This is a genomic window from Sporobacter termitidis DSM 10068 (assembly GCF_900130065.1).
Taxonomy (GTDB): Bacteria; Bacillota; Clostridia; order Oscillospirales; family Oscillospiraceae; genus Sporobacter; species Sporobacter termitidis.
Genome location: NZ_FQXV01000003.1, coordinates 107,851 through 133,587, shown reverse-complemented (window position 1 = coordinate 133,587; position 25,737 = coordinate 107,851). Strand labels below are relative to the sequence as shown.

The window sequence follows — 25,737 nt, the reverse complement described above, 5'->3', positions numbered from 1 at the left end:
CCCGACAGAGATCAGAAAGGGGGCACATAAATTGACTTGGCGAGACAGCTTTGCACTCGGTATTCCGCAGATCGACAAGCAGCACAGAGAGCTCTGTGACCAGATCGACAAGCTTTTTGAGGCCGGCTCGAGAGGAAAAGGCGCGGATGAGGTAATGAATGTCCTGAGCTTCCTCGAGTCTTACACAATCAGGCATTTCGCCGACGAGGAGCAGCTCCAGCTGCAGATCAAATATCCGCAGTACCAGCAGCATAAGGCCAAGCACGCGGAGTTTGTGGCCAAGATTGCAAAGATGAAAAAGGAAGCCACGGAAAAGGGCGTCAACGTCGCCCTGGTGATCAGCCTCAACCAGATGATCTCCAACTGGCTGATCGAGCATATCAAATCGGTGGACGCCGATTATGCCAAATACTATAAACCGTAAATACTGCATAAAATGAAGCTGAGGCTGTCGACAAAACCGGCGGCCTCAGCTATAATTTATGAAAAAGTACGCTTATGCCTTGAGAAGGGAGAGGGACAGATGTCAATACCGGAGGATATAAAGAGGCAGGCGGCCGAGCTGGCCCGGGAGCTTTGCGCGGAAGCGAGGCTGACAAGAGAGCAGATCGTCGTCGTGGGCTGCTCGTCCAGCGAAATCGGGGGGCATCGGGTCGGCAGTCATTCAAGCCCGGAAATCGGACAGGCTGTCTTTGAGGGCATCCGCGAGGTGCTCGACGCGCAGGGGATTTACCTGGCTGCCCAGTGCTGTGAGCACCTGAACAGGGCGATCATCATCGAGCGGGCGGCCGCCGGGAACCGGGATACCGTCAACGTCGTCCCTCAGCCGAAGGCCGGCGGCTCCTTTGCCACCGCCGCGTATCATGGCTTTACAGACCCCGTGGCGGTGGAGGAAATCAGGGCCGACGCCGGGCTCGATATCGGCAACACGCTCATCGGCATGCACCTGAAAAAAGTGGCCGTGCCGCTCCGCCTCAAAATAACGCACGTCGGCGAGGCGCCGGTGAACGCCGCCCGCACGAGGCCGAAATTTATCGGCGGGATACGTGCGGTGTACGACGAAAGATTATTGTAATGCCCGCCCACCCGCCCTTGTAAGGTATGGGGCGGTGCCCCATGCCCCCGCTTGATGGGGCTGCGCCCCATACCCCGCTGGGGCTGCGCCTCATACCCCGCCGGGCTGCGCCCATAATTCCACTGATGTGGCTGCGTTTATACTCTGCCGGACGGCAATGGCCGTCCGGCAGTTATACTCTCCGGCTTGTGCGTAGGGGCGATTATTAATCGCCCGCCCGCCGTTGGGCGCAGCTGATGTGTTGGGCCATGCCTGCATGCTGTGCGGCTATCCCCTTGGTTGCGTAGGGCCTGGCTTCCCAGACGCGCCCTTCCTGTCGGCGCGGCAGATAATCCCGGAAAGGCTTATTTACCGCGCAAGGGATGCCGCCCTCGGCGGCCTGGACCGACGGCGGGCCGAGTCGTCCCGCCCTACGGTGTTCGGCAAAATTGCGGCGTCTGCGCCGGCGCGACGACCTTGGCACACTGTCGGTTCTCGTCCCACGCCGCGTCAACAGGAAAGGCGGGGTGTATACCCCGCCCTGGCATGTATTGTGATATTAATCGTTACGCAAAGATCAAAAAGTACACCAGCACGATGATGCCCAGCACGATGCGATACCAGCCGAAGACCTTGAAGTCATGCTTTTTGACGTAGTTCATCAGGAAACGGATGGAGATGAGCGAGACGATGAAGGCGACGATCACGCCAACGAGGAGCACGGCGACCTCCAGGCCGGTGAAGTCGAAACCGAATTTGTAGAGCTTTAAAAGGCTGGCGCCGAACATGACGGGGATCGAGAGGACGAAGGTGAACTCGGCGGCGGCCACGCGGGAGGTGCCGATCAGGATGGCGCCGATGATGGTGGCGCCGGAGCGGGACGTGCCGGGGATGAGCGACAAAAGCTGGAACAGGCCGACAAACAGCGCTGTTTTATATGTAACCTGTGGCAGGGTCCTGATCTTGGCGACCTGGTCCTTGTTGCGGTTTTCGATGACGATGAACAATACGCCGTAGAATATCAGCGTTGCGGCGATGGTGATCACGGAGGTGACGGAGCTATGGTAAAACAGCGCCTCGATCTGATCGTTGAGTAAAAGACCGACGATCATGGCCGGTATGCAGGCGACGATGATCTTTCCCCACAGCGACCAGGACTGCCGCTTTTCTTCGAGCTTTTTGTTCGCCCCAAAGGGGATGATCTTATTCCAGAACAGGACGACGACGGCCAGGATCGCGCCGAGCTGGATCACGACGAGGAACATGTCGATAAATTCCTGGCTCTCGCCGAGCTTTAAAAACTCGTTCACCAGGAGCATATGGCCGGTGCTGCTGATGGGGAGCCACTCCGTGACGCCCTCAACAATGCCCAAGATGATGGATTTGATGATTTCAAGTATGCTGGATGTTAAAAGCATATCGTCTCTCCTGTTATTATTGTATTAAGAGCTTAGTACAATAATACGCGCAAAAGGTAGGATGTCAATAGTGACGGCGATAAAATTGAGCAGCCCGGATGTAATTCAGGGCGGACCGTTCATGATCTGATAATGTGCGCCCCTATGTTACCACTTTTCGGCCGGGCTGTATACAGCATAACGCGTCGAAATTATAAAAAAACGTCCCGAACCGGCAGAACGGATCGGGACGTCTTTTGTGATTTTTTACAGCTGCTTCATCGCATTGATTTTGACGCCGGGGCCCATCGTGGAAGCTGTGACACAGCTTTTGATGTACTGGCCTTTGGCGGCGGACGGTTTCGCGCGGATGATGGCGGAAATCAGTGTGGTGTAGTTGTCGACAAGCTTGTCTACGCCGAAGGAAACCTTGCCGATGGGGCAATGGATGATGTTCGTCTTGTCGAGGCGGTATTCGATCTTACCGGCCTTGATCTCCTGGATAGCCTGGGCCAGGTTCGGCGTGACCGTGCCGGCCTTCGGCGTCGGCATGAGGCCTTTAGGGCCGAGGATCTTACCGAGTCGGCCGACAACGCCCATCATGTCGGGCGTCGCGACGACGACGTCGTAATCAAAGAAGTTTTCCTTCTGAATCTTGTCGACCATGTCCTGCGCACCGACATAATCGGCGCCGGCGTCAAGAGCTTCCTTCTGTCGCTCCTCTTTGCAGAAGACGAGGACCTTGCGCGTTTTGCCCGTGCCGTGCGGCAGGACGATGGCGCCGCGGACCTGCTGGTCGGCGTGGCGGGAATCGACGCCGAGCTTGATGTGAAGCTCGACCGTCTCGTCAAATTTGGCCTTTGAGGCGTTGATGACAACGCCGAACGCGTCGACGGCGTCATAGAGCTGTGCTCTGTCAACGAGCTTTGCGCTCTCTTTATAATTCTTACCTCTGAACATATTCTCAGCCCTCCAATACGACGATGCCCATGCTGCGGGCCGTGCCAGCGACCATGCTGACGGCGGCGTCCAGACTGCCGGCGTTCAGGTCGGGCATTTTCATCTCGGCGATCTTGCGGACTTCATCTTTTGAAATCTTCGCAACCTTGTCGCGCTGGGGAACGCCGGAGCCCTTTTCGATGCCACAGGCCTTTTTCAGAAGGTCGGATACGGGGGGCGTCTTTGTGACGAAGGTGAAGCTTCTGTCGGAATAAACGGTGATAACGACGGGGATCGTCATGCCGATGTCGTTCTTCGTGCGCTCGTTGAACTCTTTCGTGAAGAGACCGATGTTGATGCCGTGCTGGCCGAGCGCCGGACCTACCGGGGGAGCGGGTGTCGCTTTACCGGCAGGAATTTGGAGTTTTACAAATCCTGTTACTTTTAGTGCCACTGTGTGAGCACCTCCTATATAAAATGTGGTGATGCCTCAGCCTGATGCTGCAGACATCTTGGCGGAGCGTTTGCTGCTCCTCCCACTTGCCGGCACGCCGCCGGCAAAAAACGGTTTGACGTGATTTTGCGATGTGATAACGGGGCTTATTTAACCGCCTCAACCTGATCGAAATCCAGATCGACAGGTGTTTCGCGCCCGAACATGGACACGATGACGCGGACCCTCGACTTTTCGGTTTCGATTTCCTCAACCGTGCCGAGAAAGCCCACCAGCGGGCCGTCGGTGACCTTGACGGTGCCGCCGACCTCGTAACCCACGATGACTTCGTGTTTCTCAATGCCGAGAGACAGTATCTCTTCTTCCGTCAAAGGAACGGCCTTGTTGGCCGAGCCGACAAAACCGGTCACGCCGCGCACGTTGCGGACAAGGTGCCAGCTCTCGTCGGTCATGATCATTTTAATGAGGACATAGCCGGGGAAAATCTTCCGTTCAACGGTTTTTGTCTGGGAGTCGTGGACCTCGGTGACGGTCTCCAGCGGGATCTTGACTTCCAGGATCAGGTCCTGCATTTTGCGGTTTTCAGCGGCCTTTACAATGGTAGCCGCGACGGCGTTTTCATAGCCGGAATATGTGTGAACGACGTACCATTTTGCTTCCTCGGACATAATTCTTAATGCCCTCCGAGCTTGATGAGCGTGTTGACGATATACGATCCCGCCTGGTCGACGCACCAGAGCACGACGCTGGAAATGACGACAATGACAAGGACGATGACCGTATTGTTAATGATCTGCTTCCGCGTCGGCCAGACGACCTTTTTCAGCTCGCTTTTCATCTCGCGGAACCATTTCCCGATGGGATTCTTGCGCTTCTTCTTTTCCTTTTTATCTTTGTCCTTCTTGCTGTCAGGAATTTTGACGTTCGGCTGGTCCAGCTTTTCTTCTTCTGACATTAAAAACACGTCCTTTCCATGTGATGATCGTTATTTCGTCTCGCTGTGGACAGTGTGTTTGCGGCAGAAGCGACAATATTTGTTGAGTTCCAGCTTGTCAGGGGTGTTTTTCTTGTTTTTCATCGTGTTGTAGTTTCTCTGCTTGCATTCGTTGCATCTCAAAACGACTTTAACGCGCATTTCGGCACCTCCATTTGTTGCCTCCCTGTTTTGAATTGACAGATGCTGCGGCCTACCGGCATTCAGACCGCATTTTTATGCACACAAAATAAACCCATCTGCCGACAGGTAACCCGAGTATATCACAAGATAGCTGAAAAGGTCAACTGTTTTCAATAATATATAGATAATTCAATATTGACTATGGGCAACAGCGAATAAAGTATTGACTATTGACACAGATATGCCTTAGTGTTAACATACAAAGATTATTTTAGACATGTTTTGAGAGGGCAGGGAGGATATTATGGAGAATCAGCTTGTTGTCGTCCTCGATTTCGGCGGGCAATATAAGGAGCTTATTGCGCGCCGGGTCAGGGAGTGTGCCGTCGCCTCCGTCATCAAGCCGGGCAACACGCCGCTTGAGGAGATCAAAGCGATGGACCCCATCGGCATCATCCTCACCGGGGGGCCCGACAGCGTCTACTGCGACGATGCCCCAAGATGCGACCCCGCGCTGTTCAAGCTGGGTATCCCGGTCCTGGGCATCTGCTACGGCCTGCAGCTCGTCGTCTACTCCCTGGGCGGGGAGGTGAGGCCCTGCAATGTGAGCGAGTACGGCCGGACTAAAGTGACGGTGGACCCGTCCTCTCCCATTTTCAGGGGCCTCGACAAGAGCCAGATCGGCCTGATGAGCCACACCGACCAGGTGAGCGCGCTCCCTGCGGGGTTTGCCTCCATCGCGTCCACGTCCAACTGCCCCCACGCCGCCATTGCCGACGTTGAACGGCGCATCTACGGTACGCAGTTCCACCCCGAGGTAGAAAACACGCCCAACGGCACGCAGGTCATCCGCAATTTCCTCTATGAGGTCTGTGGGGCGAAGAGCGACTATGATATCCATGATTACGAGACGCGCATGATCAATGAGATCCGAGAGCAGGTGGGCGGCGAACACGTCATTCTGGGCCTGTCAGGCGGCGTGGACTCCTCCGTCTGCGCGGCGCTCCTGGCTAAGGCCATCCCCGGCCAGCTCCATTGCATTTTCGTCGATCACGGCCTGATGCGCAAAGACGAGGGCGACGAGGTGGAAGCCGCCTTCTCCGGCCGCGACCTGCATTTTATCCGCGTCAACGCCGAGGAGCGGTTCTTAAAGCTATTAAAGGGCGTCGACGACCCGGAGAAAAAGCGGAAGATCATCGGCAGCGAATTCGTCCGCGTTTTTGAGGACGAGGCCAAGAAGCTCGGGAAAATCCGTTTCCTGGCACAGGGCACGATCTACCCCGACGTCATCGAGTCCGGCGTCAACTCCGCCGTCATCAAGAGCCATCACAACGTGGGCGGACTGCCCAAGGACATGCAGTTTACCGATCTCGTCGAGCCGCTCCGCGGCCTCTTTAAGGACGAGGTCCGCGCCCTGGGGCGCCAGCTTGGTCTGCCAAAAGCGCTCGTTGAGCGTCAGCCGTTCCCCGGTCCCGGCCTCGCCGTCCGCGTTATCGGGGAGATCACCAAGGACAAGCTGGACCTCCTCCGGGAGGCGGACGCCATCTTCCGCCAGGAGATGAAGCGCTCCCGGGTTAAGGCCGACCAGTACTTCGCCGTACTGACCGACACCCGCTCCGTGGGCGTCATGGGCGACTTCCGCACCCACGGCTGGACGGTGGCCCTTCGCGCCGTCAAAACAACAGACTTCATGACCTGCCAGGTCGTCCCCATCTCCCACAGCATGTTGAACCGCACCGCCACCCGGATTGTAAACGAAGTCAAGGGCATCTCCCGCGTGGTATACGACATCACCGGCAAGCCGCCGGCGACAATAGAGTGGGAATAATTTGCTGAAACCTCAGGCATTGAAATGATTCGATTTAATGATCCTATGATTTCTTCGTGGCAACGTCTTAGCAACACTGATTGCATTATTCATATGAAAGAGCTAACTGATTTTGGGTGTCAGTTAGCTCTTTTTTTGTTGGATGCTTTAGCAATTCCGGCTATTCCTTCTGACTCCAAGCAACTTGTAAGCTAACTAGCTACCCTAATAAGATCGGAAGTGAAATTAAACCTGTGCTTTTTAAATCTCAAACCAGAATAAGCCTCGCGGCTTTATGTATTTGGTAGAAAAATGCATTAAATGTATCTGAGATATCCTAATAAAATATTACTGACAAGTGAGCAGAAGAAATGCAACATATTTTCTTCAAAGTCAAGAATATTCTACGAAACAGCTTAATGAAATAGGTAATAAATGTAATAACATATAATGGATCTTTTGCATAAATATGATATAGTTATATTGTCAATACGTTAGATTTGTAAAGCAAAAAAGCCAACAAATCATTCCGTACTTGGCAGACTTGGCGATTTGTTGACGGTACTAAGCATTCAAAGGTAATGTTTACTGTTAATATTTTATGCTGTAATGTTTATAAAATCAACAACTTTTGGTTTATTTATAAAGGATATAAAACGATGATAAAGGAGGGATAAAATGTCGAACGCTGTTATATTTAAAACATTCAGAACCTATAAACACCCTTATGTGTACGATCGGCACACAGATTCACTTCTCATTCTTTCAGAAGACGAATACCGAGAGCTACTGAAGGTGGAGAAGGGGGAATTGCCTCATGAGCAGAGTCCGGTGATAAAAAAATACCAGGAACTTGGGATATTAAAGTCCAATGTCGTAGAAAAAATCGAGCATCCTGGGACGGAAATCATAGAACATTATTTAAAAACAAGAATGAAGCAGTTGACACTCCAAGTTACGCAGCAGTGCAATATGCGTTGTGAATATTGTATATATTCCGGGATTTATGATAATAACAGAACCCATTCAAACCATCGGATGAGTCTGGAAACAGCAAAGAAAGCGATCGACTTTTTCCTTGAGCGAAATGGAGAATTACCTATTGTGGTCATAGGCTTTTACGGCGGAGAACCGCTGTTGGAATTTGATTTGATAAGGCAGTGCGTCGAGTATGCAAAAAGTCGGGTCGAAGGAAAGAAAATCAGATTTAACATGACCACCAACGGCACGCTGCTGACGGACAGCGTGGTGGATTACATGGTTGAAAATGATTTCACGCTCTGTATCAGCTTGGATGGCTCGAAGCAGGAACATGATGTGAGTCGTAAATTCGTTAATGGCGAGGGTTCTTTTGATATCATTATTCATAATATTGAGAGAATTCAAAAACGACATCCGGAGTATTATAAAGAGATAATGATATTGACAACGATCAATCCGTATATGGATCTTGGATGCGCGCTCGAGTATTTTAGTACGAAAGAAATTTTCAGTGATAAGCAAATCATATTTAACGCGATGAATGAAATCAACTTAAATCGAGAGTTGAACTATGACAAAAATTACTTTAAAATAAGAAACTTTGAGCATATCAAAATGTTGTCTTCGTTAATCGGAAAGCTAGACAAAAAATATGTCAGTCCTTTGACCATAAGTTCAAGAAGTAAAGTGGAGCGACGCCAGAAACATATACATAACCATTCAGAAATATTACCAATCACACATCACGGCGGTCCTTGCCTGGCGGGCGTGCAGCGCTTATTTGTTCGGGTGGATGGAACCCTTTTCCCCTGTGAGCGTGTTAATGAAATGATCGATAATTTTAAAATCGGTACGCTCGACGATGGACTTGATGTGGGAAAAATAAAAAAGTTGATAAACATTGGAGAATTAACGGATACTGAATGCAAAAAGTGTTGGAACCTCAGACAATGTTCGATTTGTGCCAGAGAGGTTGATTTTGAAGCGAACCTCCCGAGAGAATCAAAACTCAGGGAATGTCCCAAAAGTTGCAGCAACGCGCTCTTTGACATGTACGAGTTATGTGCTCTTAATGAATTTGATCTTGATATAGAAGAAACGAGGTAGGATAAATGAAAAAGATCTTATTATTTCCCTATCATCCGGATCTTAAGACCTTAACTGAGCACAAAGATTTTTTGAAGGGCTATCAGATTGCTGGATTTGTCTCTTACATAGAAGATAAAGGGTTAATTTATTCATTGAACCAGTCATTAGGGCTAGAGGACATGCCCTATGATCAGCTCTTAGAAGAGAGTGACACTGTTATCCTTCTTGATAACTTCAGGGGTTATGACACAGAAAAATATTATCAAATTATCAAAGACGCTATCAGTCATCAAAAAGAGCTCCTTATAACGCCGTCGGCGCAATCACAATTGGATTTAAAAGAGTACCGCGGCCAGTATCGGCTTTTGGAGCTCCTGCCTGAGGGCATGGATGCCATAGAAGAAGAATACACATGCATGCAGGAGATTAAGATTTATGATATTGACGTACCTGTAATCGGCGTATTCGGTCAGGGGAAAAACTGTGATAAATTTGAAAACCAATTATTGATAAAAGAGGTTCTGGAAGAGGAATATGAAGCAATTACGGTGACAACCAACGCCTTGGGTGTTTTGTTCGGATGCTATACGATGCCCTCCTTTTTATTTGAAAACACACCATTTCAGGAAAAGATTATCAAATTCAACCATTACATTAGGAAAATATCGAAACAGGACAATTTAGACGTCATTATATTAGGTATCCCGGAGGGTATTGCTCCGTTTGAAATGCAGGAATATCACCATTTTGCAGAGTATCCGCTGGTTGTATCCAGCGCAGTGTCCATTGACATGGCAATTCTGTGTACTTACTTTATGCGTGGCCCTAAGTTGGAGTATGGCCTAAAGAAGGTCGCGGAGTATTGTCGGAATAAATTTAACGTGCCAGTCGGTGCGATAGCCATAGCGCGTACGGCTGTTGAGATACCAAATGAAATTCATGAAAAGCTTGTTTTCGCCTATTTGGATCATTCATATTTATGTAAATACTATCCAGATATAAAGCGCATCGATCTGCCGTTGATTAATATACTTAATCGAGAAGAAGCTGCGGCGACAATAAAAATGAGTTTAAGACAGCTTCAGGAAAATGCCAGTGCGGTATAGGGGGCTTGTATAACATGAATTCAAAAGAAGTCATTGAAAATACAATCCGTGATGCTGTAAAAGATGTAACAGGAATCACAAATTTAGAGAAGGACGCAAGTTTAATTGACAGAGAGTTGGCAATTATTCCGGCATGTTTCCTCTATATTTTTGACATACTGGAAAAAAAGCTCGAATTGCCTGTATACAACATTTTTAAAGACCACACCTTTGAAGTAATGACAGTTGAAAATCTGACAAATGCGTTATTTGAATTGGAGATGCCAGGCTAAAAGTGAGGAAGCTTTATAAAACTGTGCAATCAACGCCATTATAGCAGTCCAATAACGGAAAGGAGGGAAAGAAATGAAAAAGTTGCACAAAAACTTCCAGTCTACAAGAGAAACAATTGAATCAATGATGAGTATGTGTACTTGCACTTGTCCTTGTTCAAACAGTTGCACGACGGTATACAATTATACCGGGGTTCCGTCTGCATCATTGGCTTCTTCTGCAGCGGCTTTTGTATCCGGTTAACACTTTCGTCAGTTTGCTCCATATGACTCAGCAGAATAAGTGACCTGATATTTTGGCGTTGATATGGGGAAGAGGCAATACGCCTCTTCCCTCTTTGGTAACACGGCTCGAATGATACCGTTTTGTGATGATGGGGGAATAGATTTTCAACAACGCCGATTATGTAAAGATACTGGCGCAACGCTTTCAATTAGTGTATACTAATATTTACAATAAAATGAAGTTTCTGGAGCGGTGATACGTGAGCAGAATAGCAATTATCGATACGGCCATTGATTGTGCGTACATTAACGGCAAGGCTGTTGAATATATCAATTTGTGCGGGGAAAATAAGCCTTGTATCCATCGAGAAATAAGCCATGGGACATTATGCGCGCTGGTTCTGGATTACTGTGCTTCAGATTATGAGCTGGTGAATATCCAAATATTTAAAGACAATAAGGGGAAGGTGTTCGGAGAGATAGAGTTATTGGCAAATTCACTTAAACTGTGCCGGGAATTAAAAATAGACATTATCAGCTTGAGCGCAGTATCCTCGGTGTTGTCGGATTCCAAACACCTGTATAATAATATCCTCCGTCTGAGTGCGGATACTGTCGTTGTCAGCGCTTTGGATAATAAGCAATATGTCTGCATACCCACGAGTTATCCTGAGGTGCTTGGGGTCAGGAACGATGCTGCCGGATTGTTGTCCCCCGGTGAAATTGCATACAGTGCGGATGATCCCTTTGGCGCGAATATTTATGCCAATTGCGATTTTAAGTGTTTGCGGAAGCAGCACTGCAGACCGTCCAACAGCTTTGCGGTGCCGGTTGTAACCGCCTATGTGAACAAGCTGATTAATAAGGGCCAATCAATATCGGATATAAAATTCATGCTTCAAAACCTAAAACCCTATCCTCTTGGTCAAGAGCATAAAGAGCTTAATTATCCTGTGGCGCGAATAGCGAGAGAAATCCCTATTGTCTTTTTGGCAGATGATGTAACCGAAATGTGCGGCACATTAATGGACAGGTTTTATGAAAAATATGAAGTGCAATCTACGGCATTATCATTGACGGAGGGCATATATGATATCAGAATAAAAAATGTGAAAAGCATTGACACCATAACGGATGATTTGCATTTCATGGAACATCACTACAAAACGGATCTTATCTTTATTGTCGGAAGGGAAAAACTGTTGGAAAAAATCCAACAGCACATAGATATTGACGTTGAAATAACATGCCAAAGCGATGGCCGGGCTTTGATATGCTACGAGAATAATCAAGAAATTGAAATAAATTCAAAGGTTGCAGATAGATTACATGAAATATTGACATCATAGAAAAGAGTGGTGTTGTATGACAGTTAAAAGTGCCCTTAAAATGATGAAGCCCTATCGTACTCGGATGATGATTATCATGTCGCTGGCAGTCGTCATTACGGGCATATCCGCAGTAACGCCTTTTGTCAATAGAAATATGATTGACCAGGGTCTACTTCAGGGAGATATCCACACGGTGATGGCTCTGGTCTTGTTATTGGCGCTGCTCCAGATAGGAGGACGATTCGTTGAATATTTGCAACGCAGGCAGGAGATAGACATTTCGAATGATTTGGGCAAAAGGCTGAAGACAGAAGCCTTTGAACATGGCCTGAAACTGAAACCCCAGTACTTCAAAGAGCAAGGGTTTTATAAAAGAATCAGCGACGCATTATATGACATTAACAAAATAATGAATATTGCAAATAATAGTTTCTTAACCATCTTCGTCGTTATTTGCAAGTGTGTCGGCGCGATGATTGGCCTCATCATTTTGGACTGGCGGTTATCTATTCTTGTAGCAGCAATCATGCCGATAAAAATCTGGATCAATATCGTCATACGAAAACGCGCCGAAAAACTCAGCAAACAATTAATGGATGATAATAAGCAGTATAATTCCTGGCTTTCAAATATTCTGTCGGGTATTACAGACATTAAGCTCTGGAACTTGGGTAAAAAGATCACAGCCGAATATGAGGGCCATGTTCAAACAATTAACGAATCCTCCAAGCGGCTTTCTTTATTGACAGAGAAGAATACGTTGTTTTCTGATAATATTGAATTTGTATTGATGAACGCCATATATATTTTAGGGGCTTTTTTGATCATGGGAGAGCAGATCACGTTCGGCGGGTTGATGGCCTTTATCACCTTTGCGGCCTATGTCTTCAGCCCCGTGAATATCATTATGGAACTTCGGATCATCCTGAAGCAAATCACACCAAGTGTGGACGGATTGAAGCGCTTTAATGAGCTGGGAGAGGAAAACTATGCAGCCACTCTCCCGCTGGCAGACAAAATATCAACCATTGAATTTAGAAACGTTTCTATATCCTTTGGAGGGGTTGAAATTTTAAAGAATCTGAGTCTTAAAATAAATCGGGGCGAAAAGGTTGCCATCGTTGGCGATAACGGCAGCGGAAAGACGTCGATCATCAACTTATTATTGAGATTGTATGAGCCGACTGAAGGTGAGATATTGATGGATGGGGTTCCTGTCACAGAATACAACATCGAAGACTATCGACGGAAGTTCAGTGTCGTCAGCCAGGATATCCATCTGTTTCAAGGAACGGTTAAGGACAATATCACATTTGGTAAAAATGCAGATATTGCATTCAACGAAGATCACCGGCTAAAGTTCTGCACGGAAACCATAGAGAACTGGGACAAGCACTATGAAACCCAAGTTGGAAGCGAAGGAACAAAATTATCCGGCGGCGAGCGGCAAAAGGTTGCCCTTCTGCGTGCTCTATACCACAAATCGGAAGTTCTCGTATTGGATGAACCCACATCCAACTATGATAAGGAGTCTGACGATGAATTTAACAGGTACATACAGGGAAATACAGATTATGATTTCTACTTTATCGTCACGCACCGAAAAGGCATTCTTCCCTACATGGACAAGGTACTGGAGCTTGAAAATAAGAGTTGCGTGCCGGTGTCAACTCAATAAAAATATTTCAGCAGGAAATGCGTGTTTGAAGAGACAATATAAAGCACTCTCGAGAAATCTGTCAGAAAGAGGCCGCTTATGTTTACATTTTCAAACGCCCTGAAAAGCATCTGTCGGCATTCGCGCAAATCGGCATTGTATTTTCTTATCTGCGTTATTGCCGTGCTGACATTGCAAATCTACATGGCAGGCATTGACAAAACTGAAAAACAGCTTCTCCAGCTTCCCGCCGCCATACCGATATCTGCGAGTGTGGCCAGCCTTGACGGTACGCGGTTTGATGGGTTACAGATTCAGGAGACCACTGTTGACGGACTGCTTCACTCCGCCCATGTGCGCGATCTCCAATTGACCGTTTTACTGCGGTGCGGGATTGGCGATTTTTCGCCGAAGGAGCTTAGAAAATACGCGATTTGGGGTGCCATAGGCACCAACACCACCGCGGCATTGGAGGGTTTGGAGACAGACTCTGTCACATGGCTGCCGGGCTATGGCCCTGACGTCCTAACCGGTGCCGAGGCGGTTTGCCTGATGGATTCGCACCTCATGGAAATCAATGGCTGGACGTTGGGTGACACCGTTCCCTTGAATCTGTACTATTACCTCTATGGAAGCCGCGGCACGGTATCCTATGAGCCGGTGGAACTTGTGGAAACCCGCATCGTAGGTGCCGCGGATCTGCGCTCAGCGGTGACGAATAATTCGGCGGACGTTGTTATTCCGTTTGAGTATGGAAGAGCGGTCTTTCATAATCAGGGTATCGCGTTCCATGCGTCGTCAGCGTCCTTCTATGTGCGTGATGCCCTTGCGCTAAATACTTTCAAAGCGGAGATGAAAACGCTTTCGCTGTCCCAAGTTTCCTCTTCCGGTGATGCCGCCATAATGGTATTAGCAAACCAGGGAGCCGCCCTCTTGGTGAATGACGCGGCCTTTATCAGCTCGGCGACCAGGTTGCAGGAATCGCTGTCGCTGCTCAAGGGTTTTTTTCCGCTGCTGGCGGCAGTGCTGGCGGCTATTGGATATTTTGTCGCGTACCTGATGATACAAAACCGGCGTGAGGAATATGCTGTGCATCGCCTTTTAGGGATGAGTAGACGCAAAAGCATGGGCTTGTATTTTACCGAAATAACCGCGCTCACACTGAGCGGAAGTCTGTTCGGCGTATTTTTAGCCACAGCCTTCAGCGGTGGGAGCTTTAGCGCGGGGGTTACAGTCTTCCTCCTGTTTTCTCTATGCTTTATGCTGGGCAGTTTTATCGCCCTTTTGCGGCTGGGCCGTACGAATGTTATGTTAGCACTCGCACAGCCGGAATAAGAAAGGCGGAACGCTTTATGGAAAAAATCACAGTCCGTCAGGTATCGTATAGTTATCGGACAAAATATCAGACAGTACACGCCGTTAAGGATGTCACTTGTACCTTTGAGGCGGGCAAGGTTTACGCCATTATGGGCGAATCAGGAAGCGGCAAAAGCACGTTTTTATCCTTGCTGGCCGGCCTCGACCTGCCCGACGGCGGCGACCTTATGGTGGACGGCACAGATATACGCGAAAAAGACCGCGACGACTACCGCAAGAGCGAGGCCTCCGTCGTCTATCAGGCATTTCACCTGCTGCCACTGCTCACGGTGGAGGAAAATGTGATGTTGCCGATGGAGATGAACGGTGTACCGAAGGCTGAGCGCAAAAAGCGGGCGACTGAATTTTTAAAAAAGGTGGGCCTTCCAAAAGAAGCACACCGAAAGTTCCCAAAGATGATGAGCGGCGGGGAGCAACAGCGCGTGGCAATCGCCCGGAGTCTCGCGGCGGGCGGCAGAATCTTGCTCGCAGATGAGCCCACCGGAAACCTGGATACGGAAAACGGGCAGAACGTTGTCAATATCTTACTTGAACTTGCCCACAAAGAAGGCTATCTGGTGGTCCTGGTCACACACAATCCCGATGTGGCCGCGCAGGCGGACGTGGCGTATCGCATGAAAGACGGCGTACTGGCGTTAACAGATGGGATGCGTGTGCCATGATTTTTGGTAAAAGCCTGAAGCAGCTCTTCCGCACACCGGTCACCGCGGCGCTGTTTATGGTGCTGTTTGCTATCGCCGCCTTTTTCGTGTGTACCGGGACAATAATATGGGCGCGCAATCAGGCCGCCATCAAAACCTATGAGAATGTATTTATGACCATCGGGACGGTACGGCAGCGGCCGACATCCATGGAAATCACAGAAAGATGGGACGCCTTTACAAAGGATTACATACGAAAAAGCGCGCCAAGCTATTCCTCAATCGTTCCGCCCTCTGTTTTGGATTTTGACAGGGCAGGTTATATGCTCGGCCCGGAAAAAAGACCTTTCTATGGTGCCTGGCGCCCTGACCTGTGTTTGTGGCCGGAAGACACGCATTATCGTTTGAACGTCCCTTTTGTTGTTGAGGTAATGCCTTTGGAGGACTGTGTGCCTGATAGTCCCGTTCAGGTACAGATTAAAAGCGTGCTCGGCAAGAGCCCGGAGTATGCGCTGCTGCCGATAAAAGCGGGCGACGTCGTGTTTCTGTGCGACCATTACAATGACAACCCCCAGAGGCTCTATGCCGGGAAAACCTATCTGATGTGCCTTAGATCAAATGGCACGCATGATCCGCAGGACGTGTATGGGCCGGTGGAATATGTACCGCAGGCCGTAACGTTTTCCACACAGTACCGTCCGGACGGGACCCTAACGGAAGATAAAATTACCCCTCCGGCTATTCAGGAAGTGATCGATGGGTTTTATGAAACGGAGGACGGGCGGCACTGGCTGGAATATGCCGGCGCTATCTATAACAGTTATCAGACGGTACCGGTACTTCCCACAAACAGGACGCAGCTGCTGCTGCCCTTTTACAATGGTACGGCTTACGTTTCGCGGGGGGAGGATATCACCTCGGAGGAATATGAAACTGGGGAGCGGGTGTGCCTCGTTTCCGAAAATTTCGCAAAATTGAACAATATAACGCCGGGTGATACGCTCCGTCTGCCGTTGTACTTTGCAGACTATCAAAACGCGCCAAATGACAGATTTCCGGAAGTTGACCATACGACGATCGGAGGGGCGTTTGAATGGAACATCGGCTCGCCTCTGAACGCCGACGGGGAACCGTATCCTGTTTTTTCTGACCATGACTATACGGTCAAAGGGATTTATTCCAATATGCCGGGTACTGACGCCGCATACGCCATGGGCGCCAATACCGTCGTCATCCCCGCGGCGTCGGTGCGGGAAAGCGACGCGGATAACATACTCGCATATGGTTCTATGAAGGATACGACGACCACATTCCAAATCCCCAACGGTACGATAGAAACCTTCATGAAGAATTGGCTTTTGCAGGGAAACGCAGAGCTGGATTTTACGTTTCACGACAGGGGCTATACACAGCTCCATAGCGGGCTGGAAAACATGAAGCGGATCTCTGTGCTGTTTTTAGCAATCGGCTCGGCCATGTCGCTGGCGCTTGTGTTTTTCTTTTGTCATGTGTTCATCTCAAAAAATAAAATGCGTACCGCCATTGAGCGTATGCTGGGATATACGAGAAAGCAATGCGCCGCATCTCTATTGTCGGGCTTTTTGCTTGCCGCCGTTTTAGCGGTTGCAGTCGGGGCTGCTGCCGGTATTTATGCGGAAAAGCAAATCGCAAACAAACTCATATCGCAGCAGTACTATGATACCAGCTTTACGGTCGGCCCGCTCGGAGGTGACGGCGTGGCGCTTAAAGAAAGAACGCCGTCCGGGCTTTATTCCCCCGCGGCGGGGCTGGCGCTGTTGCTCACGACGACTTTAGTCTCCGTGGTTTTCATGCGCGGTAATGTAAAGGAAGAGCCGCTGAAACTTTTGGGCGGGAGAAAAGAGTAGCTTAACGTAAAAGCAGAAGTTAAGATTGTCTGTTAATAGGAGAATAACGTCCAAAGATACGCTAGTGGAGGTAATTACTTGATTAATTTTGTTAAAAGTGATGGGTTACTTACAATTTGATGGATTCAGGCTCATACCGTTTGCAGAATAAAATGACCGTACCTTATACAATAATCCCAACGGGGCAATGGTCGCTGCCATACACCTCGGACAATATGAAAGCCTCTTTTACCTGAGGCATAAACCGGCGGGATACAAGAAAATAATCGATGCGCCAGCCGATGTTCCGCTCCCGTACGCCGGGCATTTGTGACCACCAGGAATACGCGTCGTGATCATCCGGGTGCATCGTCCGAAACGTATCAGAGAAGCCGGAGTTTAGAAGGAGCGTCATTTTTTCCCGTTCCTGGTCGGTAAAGCCCGCGTTTTTGCGATTGGATTTGGCGTTTTTTATATCTATTTCCTGATGCGCCACATTGAGGTCGCCGCAAAGAATCACGGGCTTGTTGGCGTCCAGCGCTAAAAGATAGCTTCGAAAATCATTCTCCCATTCCATGCGATAGTCCAGACGGACCAGCTCTCTTTGGGAGTTTGGCGTATAGACGTTCACAAAATAATAATCTTCAAATTCCAGCGTAATCACACGGCCTTCCTGGTCGTGCCTTTCGATGCCAATGCCAAATGCCGCGTTCAGCGGCTCTTTTTTTGTAAAAACAGCGGTGCCGGCATACCCTTTGCGCTGCGCGCTGTTCCAGTACTCCAGATAATCGGTAAAGTCCAATTCTGCTTGTCCCTGTTCCATTTTCGTCTCTTGCAGACAAAAGATATCCGCGTCTATTTGTTTAAATGCTTCGATAAATCCTTTTTTCAAGCTGGCCCGTAAGCCGTTGACGTTCCAAGAAATCATTTTCATAAACGGTTCTCCTTGCTGTCACAATTGTCTTTTGAATCCATTATATCATCACTTTATCGCATGACAACCAAAATGCTCCCGTGTCTATTTTTGTGAATTATTTTTGAAAACTGCCGATATATATTTAAAGTACGTTTATCATGCGCCGTTGAATAACGCCTATACGCTTGTTCAGGCCGCAGACTGATAAAGGCAGGAGAATAGGGTGGAGAGCAAGATGCCCGACAATTCCATGACAAGTATCCTCGCGAAAGAGCCGAATACCGTCGTGACGAAGAGGCCGATGATGGCGCTCGGCATCAAAGACGAGCATACGACTGAAAAGATCAAGAATATAGCGGATGTCGGGGGCTTTCTCGGCGCGGTTGCCGCTTTTGTGTTCGGCGTCGTTATCTGGTATCAGACAAACGATGGCTTTGGTTTTGCAATCGGGCTCCTGGTGGCGGGGGGCGGCATGTTCGCTTCTTATTTTATCTTGATGCTTTTGCACGTTTACGCCGACATGATCACCAATTCCATTGAGCAGACGAAAATACTGAAAAGACTGGAGGCCCAGGGGCGCGAGAATGCTCTGCGGCGAAGCGCGGAGGAGCAGGCACAGGCGGCGGCAGCCTCCGAAACGGCCGCCCCCGTGAGCCCCGGAGACAATGCCGATATCGCGCTGTCGGAGCCGGACGCCAGTCAAAGCCCGGCGGGGGAACAGCCTGGTACGTCAGGGACGGAAACGGCCGTGAGCACGACGGAAAATAATCCGACGGAATCCGGCGCCGCCGACGTGGGGATGCGGCGTGAGGCCCATTTTCCGAAGCGCACGGGCGCCGACATCGTCTGCCCGGTCTGCGGGCGCAAACAGTCCTCGGATATGGACTTCTGCTATTTTTGCGACTGCCGGTTCATTTATGATGAGGGAGAGCCAGCGCAGCCCAGTGCCGAAGAGATCCTGGACATTCTCCGCCAGCTGCCCAGCAGCGGGCTGAGTTCATAGGAGGAAAAGAGCCTGAAGCAAATTCAGGCTCTTTTTTTACGATCTCCCGTTGCATACCGGCCTGAGCTTTCATATAATAATTCTTGATTGTTTTATGCTGGGGGATGTGTATGGAAAATCTGGCGGAATACCTGAATAACGGGGTTGAAACGCTCGTGAAGCAGGCCCTGCGGGCAGCGTTTAAAAATCCGCTGGAGACGGCATTTATTTTGAGATATATGAGCGCGTCCCGGCGGGCGGCAAAACGCCGGCTGAGGGCGGAGAAAGAAGGCACCCACATCCCGGCGTTTCTCATCGCCAGCATCGCCTCCCAATGCAATCTCAGCTGCGCGGGATGTTATGCGCGGGCCAACAAAAGCGTCGGCGAGAGCGCCTGCGCCTCGCAGCTTTCCGACAGCGACTGGACAAGAATATTCAGCGAGGCGGAGGAGCTGGGGATTTCCTTTGTTCTGCTGGCCGGCGGCGAACCGCTGATGCGTAAAGAGGTACTGGAAGCGGCCGCGGGCTTCCCCGATATCGTCTTTCCGGTATTTACAAACGGGACGATGCTGGACGATGACATGCTGAAGCTGTTTCATAAAAACCGCAATCTGGTGCCGGTGCTGAGCCTGGAAGGCGACCGGCAGCAGACGGATGCGCGGCGCGGCCGGGGGGTCTACACCGAGCTGGTATGCGCTATGGAGGCGATGAAAGCTAAGGGCATCCTGTTCGGCGCGTCCATCACCGTCACAAGGGAAAATCTCATGAGCGTGACGGCACCGGCATATATACGGGACCTGCGGGAGCTCGGCTGCAAAATCGTCCTCTTTGTCGAATACGTCCCGGTGGCAGATACGCCCGGCACGACGGCACCCGACATGTCCGACAGGCAGACGCTGCAGGCGCGCCAGGACCGGCTGCGGGACCGGTTTGACGACATGCTTTTCGTGGCTTTTCCCGGCGACGAGGAGGAAGCGGGAGGCTGTCTTGCCGCCGGACGCGGCTTCTTCCATATCAGCCCGACGGGCGACGCGGAGCCGTGCCCGTTTTCACCGTTTTCCGACACCAGCTTAAAGACATGCTCGATCAAAGACGCGCTGAAGTCTCCGCTGTTTCGCAAGCTGGAGCTCGGCGGATATCTTGCGGGGGAACATCTTGGCGGGTGCGCGCTTTTCGCCCGTGAAAAAGAGATCAGGGAACTATAAAAGGGGGCTGCAGCTCTAAGGATGAATCAATCCAAAGAGCTGCAGCCCCTTTGCTTAATATTGGCGCAGAGGGGGCGGCAGCTTTATTTGCCCAGGGTTACAGACGGGCCGGGGGCCGACGTCAGCGTGATGTTGCCCGGCTTGAAGAGCATACCGTCGTCGGTGACGTATTTGTATTCGCTGATGTCGGTGCTGAAGAGCTTATACTGCCCGGTGGAGTCCTCGTAGAGCTCTTCCTTGACCGGCAGGCCGGTATCCTGATCGACGAATTCGATGAGCTGCATATTGGCCTGCGTGGTATCGCTGATATAGGACTGATAGCTCGACATAAGCTTATTGAGCGTTTTCCCGTCCGCTGTCTGCTCGGTGCCGATGGAAGTCCATCTGCCGCCGGTCAGATAATCCTTGACGCCGTTATAGCCATGGTTTGTCTTCTCATATTTTGTAAATATGGTTGGCTGGTCCGCGCGCTTCATAATGGTGCCGCTCGTGGGGTTCCCGTTTGCATCTCTTTGAATGATGATCAGATCGTTGCCGCTGTTAACGTAATAGGTGCTCTGGTATCTGATCAGCTGATGATCCGGGCTGTACTCATGCAGGTCCGACCTCAGGTCTTTCGTCTCCGGGTTATACCAGCTCTCCATTGTGAAGTCCTGGCTGCCGTCCGCTCTGGCGTAGACATCCTTGCTGTATTGGATCGTTCCCTGAGCCACTGCCGCCGTATCCGACGGGGATATGGATGCGCTGGCAGACATCACTGTGTCCTTGGGGACGGCGTCGCTGCCGTTTGCGGCAAGGGCCGCGGCTGTTCCGAGGCTGCCGACGACGAGGACCGCCGTCAGGGCGAGCCCGGCAATTTTCTTGCCGTTTTTTGCTGTGTTTTCTTTCATGATGTTGACCTCCGTTTTTATATAGTGCTTGGTGGTGTGCAGCACAAGCTTGCGGATTTACTATATAAAACCGTTATTTCATAAGTATCGAAGAATTGTAAATTAGTTGTATAAACCGGGAAATGTTATCCTGACTATTGTGCCTTCGCCCAGACGGCTTGTGATGGTAAGGTCGGCCTTGTGCAGCCGAACGATCTGGGCGCAGATGGCAAGGCCCAGCCCAGCCCCGTGATGCGCTTTGGACCGGGCCTTGTCCACCACGAAAAAAGGTTCGAATATTTTTGGAATATCCTCTTCCGGGATACCGATACCCTCGTCTTCGATCTCAAGGGCATAACGCTTGTCCCCGGTGATACGGCCTCTTAGGGAGATCTGGCTGCTCGGCGCGGACGCTTTGGCGGCGTTATCCAGGAGATTCGTACAGAGCAGCTTGAACAGGTCCTGCTCTATCAAAACCTTGCCCGGCTCGAGCTCTGCCTGAAGCGTGACGCTGAATTTTTCAAGCTGGGGCCGCATCGCCTCCTCAATGTCGGCGCAGATGGCCGAAACGTCTTCATATGTCAGATCGGGCGTTTCATTTCCGAGAAGGAGCAGGTCCAGCAGCTTGAAGGAGAGGCTTTCAAGCCGTTTGCCCTCCATATAAATATACGTCAGGGCTTTGAAAAAAACCTCCTCGTTATATTTGGCGGTGCGCAAAAAGTCGGCGTAGCCGATGATGGTGGTCAGCGGGGTTTTCAGCTCATGGGTCAGGCAGTTGATGAAATTCTGCCTGTTTCTTGCCGTGACCTCCAGCTCCTCCACCTTGCTCTCAACGGCTTCTGCCATCTGATTGAAGCTTGTGGCGAGAACGCCGATTTCATCACCCGACAAAACGGGAACGCGCTGCGAGTAGTCGCCGCCGGCAATCGTCTGCGCCGATTTATTGAGCGTGCGGACAGAGCGTGTCAAAAACCAAATGAGCCCGTACAGCCCGAGGGCGAGGATGACGGTAATGGCGATATTCATCTTGAAAAACAGGCTGACTTGCGACGATTTGTCAGCGTAGACATCGGAGATGTCGCGGATATAGCTGAGCTTGAAGTCCGTATTATCGAGCACCAGTCCGCCGCTGACAAACAAATACGTCTTATCTCCGATGTCCCGGAGGATATACTGTCTGCTTCCGGAGCTGATGCCGGCAAGCTCCGGCCTGGACCCGCTGAGCCCGTCGCCGAAATTAGTGAAGACGGTGTTATCCTGATCGTCCAGGATTTCAACAAAGACACGGCTGCCGTCAAAATACCGCGTGTATTTCCCGGCATTGTTCTTGATGAAATCCTGCGCGCTGCCCGCGAGGATGAGCTGATGATCCATGGAATAGACGTAGGCCCAGTCCGTTTGAATCTGTGAGCCGACGATCTGCTGCTCCGCCAAGCCGCGTTCGATTTCTTTCTGCTGGCTTAAATTAAAGTTATGCTCGATCAGATAGAAGGAGGCGGCGTTGAACAAAAGCTCAAACAGGATAAAAGTACAGAGAAAAACCTTATGCCAGAGCTTCATGTATTGTCCTCCAGCCTGTAGCCGTACTTATAAACGGTCCTGATCTGCTCCTCCCAGCCCAGCTTTTTCCGGATTTTTTGAATATGTATATCCACGGTGCGCGTCTCGCCGGCGTAATCATATCCCCAGACGAGCTCGAGAATTTTATCCCGGGACAGCGCCTTATTGCGGTTTTTGACGAGCAGCAGCAACAGCTCGTATTCCTTCATGGTCAGCTCGACCGCCGTGCCGCCTTTTTTGACGGAACGCTCCTCGGTATTGATCTCCAGATCCTCAAAAAAGGTAACGTCGCTTTTGCCGCCGTACCGGCGCAATACCGCCTCGATACGGGCCAGAAGCTCCATGGACTCAAACGGCTTGACGATATAGTCGTCGGCGCCCATTTTCAGGCCCTTTACCTTGTCGGGAAGACTGCCCCGCGCCGTCAGGAATATGACGGGTAGGCCTTTTGCTTTCAGCTGCGGCAGGAGCTCGAAGCCCTCCATGTCCGGCAGAGACACATCCAGCAGCACGAGGTCTGGCGGTGTCCCGGACAGAGCGGAGAGCGCGGCGTGCCCGTCGAAGGCCTGACGGCCGTCGTAGCCGGCCACGTCCAGGTTGAGCTTGATCAGATCGGAGATTGCCGTATCGTCTTCAACAATCAAAATATTCTCCATATTACCTCCGTGCCGAACGTCGCATTTTAATGCCTTTTATTATATAAGCCAGTTATTTAAAAACTACTTCCGAGTTGTAAATTAGTTGTAAAGCGCCCAAGAAATGAACGAGCGTACTCTCCGTCAGGATAATTTCGCCGTGCCGGGATGTCAATTCCAAATAATAACAGGGAGGGCGCGAAGAGCCCTCCCTGTTATGGCCGCCCAGGCAATCGATCACTCGAACACGATTTTAAAGCCCGAATCCTCGATGCAGTCTTTGATGGCGTTTTCTGTGGCCGGCGTGTTGTAGTCGATCTGTATCGTGCCGGTCGTCAGGTTGACGCCGACCTGAGAGACGCCGTCGATTTTTTTAAGCGCGTTTTTGATCTGCGTTTTGCTCTCCTTATTTTGCATGCCGGAGACGCTGCAAAACATCGTATCCATAGTTTTCGTCCTTTCCGGGAATGTATTGAATATACATTCAATTTTTTTCGTGCTTGCTGTCATGGACGCCGATTTTGTTGCCGTCCAGCATACCGGCGTTTTTGTTGTCCCTGGGCTGCATTTTGCGCAGCTCGGTGTTGCTCTTTTCCCGGTCCTTTTTCCTGTTTTTATTGTTGTCCACCAGCTGTCCCTCCTTATCAGACGGTTTTATTATTTATTGAACGCCGCCTTTTATGCTTTTGGCTTGTCGATAAAGCCCAAAGGGCTTTATCGACAGTTTGAAACGGGCTGCCGTGAGGCAGCCCGTTTGTTTGACGTTTATTGTTTAAGCCGACGCTTTTTTCCGGCGTTCCTCCAGGTCCGCCCTGATCTGAGGCATCATTTTCTCGACCCTGAACAGGAGGAGCAGCACAATAATCAACAGGTCGCCCACAAACGGGAAGGCGATAAAGGCGACCTTGATGCCGGTCATTGCCTGCGCGGTCTGCGTGACCGCGTTCGGCACATAGTTGCCCCAGGCCAGCAGCGCCATGACGACGACGCCGCCGAGCGCCTGCCCGATCTTGTTGCCGAGGCTGGTGCCGCTATATATGAGCCCCTCGGAGCGCACGCCGAATTTCCAGTCGCCGTATTCGCACACATCCGCCATCAGGGCGCCCATGTTGCCCAGCAGCGCGCCGACGCCAATGGAGCGGAACACGGTGGAGACCCAGCACATGGCAATGGAATAGGGGGCAAGCCACAGCATAACGCCGCCGATGGCCTGTAGCGCGATGCCGATCGCCGAGGAGTACATTTTACCGATTTTTCGCGTTACCGGGACAAACAGCGGGATACCGATCGTAATGCCGCCCCAGAGGAGTGCCATCAGATGTCCCGTGTCGACGCTGTCGTTGGTGAAATATTTAGTGTAGTATGGCGTCGCGGCCCAGCAGGAGGGGACGAGCTGTACCACGAGATAAAGTACCATGGCGATCCACCAGTATTTATTCCTGAATATGTAGGAAAGACCCTTCAGGACCGGCGTCTTATCCTTTTGCGGCGCCGCCATTTCCGACAGCGCGCGTTCATTTGTCAGGAAGAAGCAGATCACCAGGAAAACCCCGGCGATGAAACCAAGCAGTGTGGCGTACCAGAAGTAACCCGCATTTCCGCCGCCAAAAGCGGCCATGATCGGCGTGGAGAAGTAGTTGAGAAACACGGCGCCGAGCGTGACGAAGAAGCCGGAAATCTGGCTGATCACCAGGCGCTGCTTTGGATCGGACGTCACGAGGGCGGTGAGCGACTGCACGGGGAGGTAAATCGCCGTCAGGGTGAAGAAGGCACAGATAATATATGTCACGAAGGTGTAAGCGACCCTTCCGCCTTCCGTGAAATTCGGCACGTAGAACAAAAGCGCCATGGAGACGACGGTGGGTGCCGCCATCCATAAAAGCCACGGCCGAGCCTTGCCCGACTTACGCTTGCACCTGTCGATGAGTGTTCCCATCCAGAGGTCGGCGATGCCGTCAAGGATGCGCGCCACCAATAAAATTATAGCGCCGCTGGCCGCGGATATCATCATGCTGTCTGTCATGTAATAGGTCAAATAGGTCATCAGAAACGCTGAGCCGAGATTCGAACCGAAGGCGCCAAAGGCTATGCCGAATTTATCTTTGAGAAGACTGCCGCTCTGAGCTTTTGTAAGATCCGACATTACATACCACCCCTAAGTACAAATTTTGGACGAACGCGTTGATGCTGCCTGACATCCACCATGGACTGTGCCTATACTTTATTTCCGTACCATCCCCCATACTTTTAACGTCGCA

At 50.5% G+C, this 25,737-nt stretch carries 26 protein-coding genes; 13 read left to right on the top strand and 13 right to left on the bottom strand.

Features of this window, described 5'->3' with window-relative positions:
• Nucleotides 1-31: 31 nt before the first annotated feature.
• The gene (locus BUB60_RS05920) at nt 32-424 is read left to right on the top strand and encodes a bacteriohemerythrin (protein ID WP_073076742.1); all 393 of its coding nucleotides are present in this window, start codon (nt 32-34) and stop codon (nt 422-424) included.
• Between the two features lie 99 nt (nt 425-523).
• On the top strand, nt 524-1,075 hold the full coding sequence (locus tag BUB60_RS05915) for a TIGR01440 family protein (RefSeq protein ID WP_073076741.1): 552 nt from the start codon (nt 524-526) through the stop codon (nt 1,073-1,075).
• 545 nt (nt 1,076-1,620) lie between these two features.
• On the opposite strand, the gene BUB60_RS05910 is transcribed toward BUB60_RS05915, so the two are convergent.
• From BUB60_RS05910 to rpmG, 6 genes are all read right to left on the bottom strand, one after another.
• A complete protein-coding gene (locus BUB60_RS05910) occupies nt 1,621-2,472 on the bottom strand; it encodes an undecaprenyl-diphosphate phosphatase (RefSeq protein WP_073076740.1) in 852 nt (283 codons plus the stop codon).
• Between the two features lie 246 nt (nt 2,473-2,718).
• The gene (gene rplA, locus BUB60_RS05905) at nt 2,719-3,411 is read right to left on the bottom strand and encodes a 50S ribosomal protein L1 (protein ID WP_073076739.1); all 693 of its coding nucleotides are present in this window, start codon (nt 3,409-3,411) and stop codon (nt 2,719-2,721) included.
• A gap of 4 nt (nt 3,412-3,415) precedes the next feature.
• Nucleotides 3,416-3,844 carry a 50S ribosomal protein L11 gene (gene rplK, locus BUB60_RS05900; protein ID WP_073076738.1) on the bottom strand — a complete coding sequence of 143 codons (429 nt, stop codon included), beginning with the start codon at nt 3,842-3,844 and terminating at the stop codon, nt 3,416-3,418.
• A gap of 146 nt (nt 3,845-3,990) precedes the next feature.
• The gene (gene nusG / locus BUB60_RS05895; RefSeq protein WP_073076737.1) at nt 3,991-4,512 is read right to left on the bottom strand and encodes a transcription termination/antitermination protein NusG; all 522 of its coding nucleotides are present in this window, start codon (nt 4,510-4,512) and stop codon (nt 3,991-3,993) included.
• 5 nt (nt 4,513-4,517) lie between these two features.
• Nucleotides 4,518-4,799, bottom strand: coding sequence for a preprotein translocase subunit SecE (gene secE / locus BUB60_RS05890; RefSeq protein WP_073076736.1), 282 nt, complete (start codon nt 4,797-4,799; stop codon nt 4,518-4,520).
• A gap of 30 nt (nt 4,800-4,829) precedes the next feature.
• Nucleotides 4,830-4,979: a 50S ribosomal protein L33 gene (gene rpmG, locus BUB60_RS05885; RefSeq protein ID WP_073076735.1), complete on the bottom strand. Its 150-nt coding sequence runs from the start codon at nt 4,977-4,979 to the stop codon at nt 4,830-4,832.
• A gap of 286 nt (nt 4,980-5,265) precedes the next feature.
• Between rpmG and guaA the strand changes: the two genes are divergently transcribed.
• From guaA to BUB60_RS05840, 9 genes are all read left to right on the top strand, one after another.
• Complete coding sequence (gene guaA / locus BUB60_RS05880; protein ID WP_073076734.1) at nt 5,266-6,789, top strand: glutamine-hydrolyzing GMP synthase; 1,524 nt, start codon at nt 5,266-5,268, stop codon at nt 6,787-6,789.
• Between the two features lie 657 nt (nt 6,790-7,446).
• Complete coding sequence (gene ccpM, locus BUB60_RS05875) at nt 7,447-8,856, top strand: Cys-rich peptide radical SAM maturase CcpM (protein ID WP_073076733.1); 1,410 nt, start codon at nt 7,447-7,449, stop codon at nt 8,854-8,856.
• 5 nt (nt 8,857-8,861) lie between these two features.
• Nucleotides 8,862-9,944: a TIGR04066 family peptide maturation system protein gene (locus tag BUB60_RS05870; protein ID WP_073076732.1), complete on the top strand. Its 1,083-nt coding sequence runs from the start codon at nt 8,862-8,864 to the stop codon at nt 9,942-9,944.
• A 14-nt stretch (nt 9,945-9,958) separates the two neighbouring features.
• Complete coding sequence (locus BUB60_RS05865) at nt 9,959-10,216, top strand: hypothetical protein (protein WP_073076731.1); 258 nt, start codon at nt 9,959-9,961, stop codon at nt 10,214-10,216.
• Between the two features lie 485 nt (nt 10,217-10,701).
• Nucleotides 10,702-11,790 carry a S8/S53 family peptidase gene (locus BUB60_RS05860; protein WP_073076730.1) on the top strand — a complete coding sequence of 363 codons (1,089 nt, stop codon included), beginning with the start codon at nt 10,702-10,704 and terminating at the stop codon, nt 11,788-11,790.
• Nucleotides 11,791-11,806: 16 nt separating this feature from the next.
• A complete protein-coding gene (locus tag BUB60_RS05855) occupies nt 11,807-13,450 on the top strand; it encodes an ABC transporter ATP-binding protein (protein ID WP_073076729.1) in 1,644 nt (547 codons plus the stop codon).
• A 78-nt stretch (nt 13,451-13,528) separates the two neighbouring features.
• Nucleotides 13,529-14,764: an FtsX-like permease family protein gene (locus BUB60_RS05850; protein WP_084726283.1), complete on the top strand. Its 1,236-nt coding sequence runs from the start codon at nt 13,529-13,531 to the stop codon at nt 14,762-14,764.
• Nucleotides 14,765-14,781: 17 nt separating this feature from the next.
• Nucleotides 14,782-15,468: an ABC transporter ATP-binding protein gene (locus BUB60_RS05845; protein WP_073076727.1), complete on the top strand. Its 687-nt coding sequence runs from the start codon at nt 14,782-14,784 to the stop codon at nt 15,466-15,468.
• A gap of 302 nt (nt 15,469-15,770) precedes the next feature.
• Nucleotides 15,771-17,333 carry an FtsX-like permease family protein gene (locus BUB60_RS05840; protein ID WP_207650760.1) on the top strand — a complete coding sequence of 521 codons (1,563 nt, stop codon included), beginning with the start codon at nt 15,771-15,773 and terminating at the stop codon, nt 17,331-17,333.
• A 163-nt stretch (nt 17,334-17,496) separates the two neighbouring features.
• Here BUB60_RS05840 and BUB60_RS05835 read toward each other — a convergent pair whose 3' ends face one another.
• Nucleotides 17,497-18,246: an exodeoxyribonuclease III gene (locus BUB60_RS05835; protein ID WP_073076725.1), complete on the bottom strand. Its 750-nt coding sequence runs from the start codon at nt 18,244-18,246 to the stop codon at nt 17,497-17,499.
• Between the two features lie 205 nt (nt 18,247-18,451).
• Here BUB60_RS05835 and BUB60_RS05830 point away from each other — a divergent pair, with 205 nt between their 5' ends.
• Together BUB60_RS05830 and BUB60_RS05825 are read left to right on the top strand one after the other, a co-directional pair.
• The gene (locus BUB60_RS05830) at nt 18,452-19,231 is read left to right on the top strand and encodes a hypothetical protein (protein ID WP_073076724.1); all 780 of its coding nucleotides are present in this window, start codon (nt 18,452-18,454) and stop codon (nt 19,229-19,231) included.
• 110 nt (nt 19,232-19,341) lie between these two features.
• Entirely contained in the window at nt 19,342-20,415 is a 1,074-nt protein-coding gene (locus BUB60_RS05825; protein ID WP_084726282.1) for a radical SAM/SPASM domain-containing protein, read from the top strand.
• An 83-nt stretch (nt 20,416-20,498) separates the two neighbouring features.
• Here BUB60_RS05825 and BUB60_RS05820 read toward each other — a convergent pair whose 3' ends face one another.
• The 6 genes from BUB60_RS05820 to BUB60_RS05800 all read right to left on the bottom strand — a co-directional run bounded on the left by BUB60_RS05820 (nt 20,499) and on the right by BUB60_RS05800 (nt 25,622).
• Complete coding sequence (locus BUB60_RS05820; protein ID WP_073076722.1) at nt 20,499-21,305, bottom strand: hypothetical protein; 807 nt, start codon at nt 21,303-21,305, stop codon at nt 20,499-20,501.
• Between the two features lie 102 nt (nt 21,306-21,407).
• On the bottom strand, nt 21,408-22,844 hold the full coding sequence (locus BUB60_RS05815) for a sensor histidine kinase (RefSeq protein WP_073076721.1): 1,437 nt from the start codon (nt 22,842-22,844) through the stop codon (nt 21,408-21,410).
• Entirely contained in the window at nt 22,841-23,500 is a 660-nt protein-coding gene (locus BUB60_RS05810) for a response regulator transcription factor (protein WP_073076720.1), read from the bottom strand. The genes BUB60_RS05815 and BUB60_RS05810 overlap by 4 nt, the downstream gene beginning before the upstream one ends.
• A gap of 216 nt (nt 23,501-23,716) precedes the next feature.
• The gene (locus BUB60_RS05805) at nt 23,717-23,926 is read right to left on the bottom strand and encodes a heavy-metal-associated domain-containing protein (RefSeq protein ID WP_073076719.1); all 210 of its coding nucleotides are present in this window, start codon (nt 23,924-23,926) and stop codon (nt 23,717-23,719) included.
• Between the two features lie 37 nt (nt 23,927-23,963).
• Nucleotides 23,964-24,107, bottom strand: a complete 144-nt coding sequence (locus BUB60_RS20390) for a hypothetical protein (protein WP_200796603.1) — start codon at nt 24,105-24,107, stop codon at nt 23,964-23,966.
• A gap of 144 nt (nt 24,108-24,251) precedes the next feature.
• Complete coding sequence (locus BUB60_RS05800; protein WP_073076718.1) at nt 24,252-25,622, bottom strand: MFS transporter; 1,371 nt, start codon at nt 25,620-25,622, stop codon at nt 24,252-24,254.
• Nucleotides 25,623-25,737 lie beyond the last annotated feature (115 nt).

Coding starts and splice junctions, on each gene's coding strand:
- rplA (WP_073076739.1), bottom strand. CDS start 3,411: ATGTTCAGAGGTAAGAATTATAAAGAGAGCGCAAAGCTCGTTGACAGA.
- BUB60_RS05800 (WP_073076718.1), bottom strand. CDS start 25,622: ATGTCGGATCTTACAAAAGCTCAGAGCGGCAGTCTTCTCAAAGATAAA.
- BUB60_RS05850 (WP_084726283.1), top strand. CDS start 13,529: ATGTTTACATTTTCAAACGCCCTGAAAAGCATCTGTCGGCATTCGCGC.
- guaA (WP_073076734.1), top strand. CDS start 5,266: ATGGAGAATCAGCTTGTTGTCGTCCTCGATTTCGGCGGGCAATATAAG.
- BUB60_RS05810 (WP_073076720.1), bottom strand. CDS start 23,500: ATGGAGAATATTTTGATTGTTGAAGACGATACGGCAATCTCCGATCTG.
- BUB60_RS05915 (WP_073076741.1), top strand. CDS start 524: ATGTCAATACCGGAGGATATAAAGAGGCAGGCGGCCGAGCTGGCCCGG.
- BUB60_RS05865 (WP_073076731.1), top strand. CDS start 9,959: ATGAATTCAAAAGAAGTCATTGAAAATACAATCCGTGATGCTGTAAAA.
- BUB60_RS05825 (WP_084726282.1), top strand. CDS start 19,342: ATGGAAAATCTGGCGGAATACCTGAATAACGGGGTTGAAACGCTCGTG.
- secE (WP_073076736.1), bottom strand. CDS start 4,799: ATGTCAGAAGAAGAAAAGCTGGACCAGCCGAACGTCAAAATTCCTGAC.
- ccpM (WP_073076733.1), top strand. CDS start 7,447: ATGTCGAACGCTGTTATATTTAAAACATTCAGAACCTATAAACACCCT.
- BUB60_RS05805 (WP_073076719.1), bottom strand. CDS start 23,926: ATGGATACGATGTTTTGCAGCGTCTCCGGCATGCAAAATAAGGAGAGC.
- BUB60_RS05910 (WP_073076740.1), bottom strand. CDS start 2,472: ATGCTTTTAACATCCAGCATACTTGAAATCATCAAATCCATCATCTTG.
- rpmG (WP_073076735.1), bottom strand. CDS start 4,979: ATGCGCGTTAAAGTCGTTTTGAGATGCAACGAATGCAAGCAGAGAAAC.
- BUB60_RS05840 (WP_207650760.1), top strand. CDS start 15,771: ATGCTCGGCCCGGAAAAAAGACCTTTCTATGGTGCCTGGCGCCCTGAC.
- BUB60_RS05855 (WP_073076729.1), top strand. CDS start 11,807: ATGACAGTTAAAAGTGCCCTTAAAATGATGAAGCCCTATCGTACTCGG.
- BUB60_RS05845 (WP_073076727.1), top strand. CDS start 14,782: ATGGAAAAAATCACAGTCCGTCAGGTATCGTATAGTTATCGGACAAAA.
- BUB60_RS05820 (WP_073076722.1), bottom strand. CDS start 21,305: ATGAAAGAAAACACAGCAAAAAACGGCAAGAAAATTGCCGGGCTCGCC.
- BUB60_RS05835 (WP_073076725.1), bottom strand. CDS start 18,246: ATGAAAATGATTTCTTGGAACGTCAACGGCTTACGGGCCAGCTTGAAA.
- nusG (WP_073076737.1), bottom strand. CDS start 4,512: ATGTCCGAGGAAGCAAAATGGTACGTCGTTCACACATATTCCGGCTAT.
- BUB60_RS05870 (WP_073076732.1), top strand. CDS start 8,862: ATGAAAAAGATCTTATTATTTCCCTATCATCCGGATCTTAAGACCTTA.
- BUB60_RS05815 (WP_073076721.1), bottom strand. CDS start 22,844: ATGAAGCTCTGGCATAAGGTTTTTCTCTGTACTTTTATCCTGTTTGAG.